This is a genomic window from Halodesulfurarchaeum sp., assembly GCF_036626455.1.
Lineage (GTDB): Archaea > Halobacteriota > Halobacteria > Halobacteriales > Halobacteriaceae > Halodesulfurarchaeum.
On record NZ_JAZKRK010000075.1, the window covers coordinates 1 to 2,730 of the forward strand.

Genomic DNA, 2,730 nt, shown 5'->3' on the forward strand with positions numbered 1-2,730 from the left:
TTCGGATGATGGATAAAACGCTACTGAAGTGGAGACACTCTCACTCCAGTGCCCACACCTTTCCGGCACCGTCCGTCACGACAAGCAGATCGTCGGCGAGGGCGACGCCACAGCCCAGGACTGTATCACCGGATGGGGTAAACCGCCAGCGTTCGTTCCCAGTTTCAAGGTCGAGTGCAATCACGGGGAACATCGGACTGACGAGATACGCGGTATCCGAGTCAGTCACGATGAATTTTGGAGACGGTTGTATACGGTCCGTTGACCATTGCTGAGTACCAGTCTCTTGGGATCGCGCAACTATGCGATTCCGTTTCTTGTCTTTCGTCTGGAGCGAAAGCACTGAATCTCCGACGACTCCTGGTGATGCACCAAGCATCAGTCGATTGTCGTTTTCCGGGATCACCCACTTAAGATCAAATGTCTCCCAGTCGAGTGAGATCAGTCCAGTGACCGGGCCGTCATTTGCCACCATATACAGGTTCCCGTTTGCAACTGTGGGATAGTGGATTTCTTCGGGAAGGGTGGTCCGATGTTCGCCAGTGTTCAGGTCGAGTAATGACCCCATACCAGATTGTAGTACTAACCCATCAGTGATTATCGGACGACCGTTATAGCTGTTTAAGCCGCTCTGTCCGGTGTTCCATTTTTGCTCACCGGTGGCGGCGTCGAAGCCAAACACTTCACCACTTCGACCTGAGACGACCGTCCCGTTGACACAGAGCGGTGGACTCGGCCAACTGAAGAGGGGTTCCGTTTGCCAGAGTTGCGTCCCCTCAGAAAGGTCAAATGCACCGATAGACCCATCGAGAACCGCGTAGACAGTTTCATCGATGACGGTCGGCTTCCAGAGATACGCTTCGGTCTCGATGATCGTCTCTGCGTCTCCAGTGTCTGCATCGATGGCGACAAATCCGCCTTTGTGATCCTCTCTGACGATACCTGTATAGACAGTTCCATCGACGATAAGTGGGTAAAGATATCGCTGCTGGTCCCAGTAACTCCCGCCAGAATCGTATGTCCAGCGGACCGTCGGATCGTTGTCTGGCCCGCTGGCGTAGGGGTTGTGATATGTGTGGCCCGCATCGTGGCCCCATATCCGCCATTGTGAGTCATCCCGGAAGGCCGGAACGCCCGTCGGTTGAACGTCCGTCCAGGGATCGTCAATGCCTCGCCAGCGGTCGAAATCCGAGGGTACTGTTTCCGTTGGCGCTGGCGACGATGCAGTTTCAGTCGAATGGGTAGTCGTTGTTGACCGACTTTGTTGGTCCGAATCCGAGAACGGAACTGGACTTTCATCGTCCGATTCGGTTGAACAACCTACCAGACTCACAAGCCCACCTGTTGCTATCGTTTGAAGGGCGCGCCGGCGGGTTACTGATGGAGGCCACTTCGGCGACATTAATAATTATTAGACTATTACAGTGAATTCATCTTCCACTGCATGCATTGCTGAACCATAAACATATTCATTCGTTTCCAGGTTCGAAGATATGAGGCCAGCGGCATATGCTATATTCCGCCCCATCCAGGGGACCTCGCGCACCTCGGCAATTGGGCCGCCCGAGTCACCACCTTCAATGTCATCTCCTCCTACAAGGTCTGTTTTAAACGCGCGATCGGTGACAGCGGTGATGGAACACTCGTCTCGACCGTTTATAGACCCCTGCTTGATTAGGGCCCCATTTGATCCTGTTCCACTGTCTTGAATGTCATTCAGTCGGTCTAGGGTAAGGCTACCCCAAATTGAGGTCCATCTATACCCGCCACCATTGGCAGCAAAGGCACGTTTTGTGCCACTGGCGGACGGACCAATTTCCATAAGAGCTGCGTCAAGGGGATCAAACTCATCATTGGCAAACGGATCAAAGACGACTTCCTCTTCATGCAGGTCACCCCCAAACTCACTGGATGTAATGTTATCGTCTACCCAACCCCGGTCAAGTTGTGAATCAAAAGTATGTCCTGCGCTTAATATCTTTGATTCGGTGTCATCATATACGGGGAATCCTGTCGTGACGTGCGTTGCATTCCCCATGTCACTGTCAGTGGCATACATGTGAGATCCAGCTGGTATTTCTTCATAATCATACTCATAATGAATACTTTCGGAAGTTTTGATCGATGAATCGAGAGAATAGTTAGAATAATCTTCAGCCATTTTGGACTGCTCGGCTGAACTATTCTCTTTTTGGCTTCCATCGATTTGAGGTCGCTTGATATCGACCGGAATTTCACGTTCTTGTGCGTAACGTGATTTCCAACCGAACCGTGACCGCCGGCCAGCTACACCTTTCACTGACGCCGGAATCTGCTCATCTAACGCCCGAACGTCTGCAGACCGCAAGTTTCCGTCATCGTACTGCTCGACAACGACCATCTTGTCGCCGTTGTTGTCATCCGTCACCCAGACGGGATAATTTCCGTCGAGTTGTTTTTCGACCTGTCGCCTGGCGTCGTGAGCCGCTTCGACCCGTGCCCACATCGAGCGTGGAATCGAGTAGATATCAGGCTCGCGCTCGGGCTTAGCACCTTCTTCGACAACTGCTTCGTGATTCGTGTGCCGGAACGCCTTGATGCGCGGCACTTCTCGTCGCGGATCGTCGATCACGTCCGCGACTGCCTCCTGCGTGAGTACGCTCGCCGCCGAGGCCGAAACCCCAAGGCCCGCGAGCGTCTTCAGGAATCCTCGTCGTCCCATGCGACTGAGTGCATTCGAACTGAATCTAT

Annotated in this window: 2 protein-coding genes; both read right to left on the reverse strand. The window is 53.1% G+C overall.

Annotated elements, in window-relative coordinates:
* Positions 1-40: 40 nt before the first annotated feature.
* A complete protein-coding gene (locus V5A26_RS11345) occupies positions 41-1,333 on the reverse strand; it encodes an outer membrane protein assembly factor BamB family protein (protein WP_332322557.1) in 1,293 nt (430 codons plus the stop codon).
* Between the two features lie 78 nt (positions 1,334-1,411).
* A partial coding sequence (locus V5A26_RS11350; RefSeq protein WP_332322558.1) for a trypsin-like serine protease occupies positions 1,412-2,730 on the reverse strand: 1,319 nt, incomplete at its 5' end.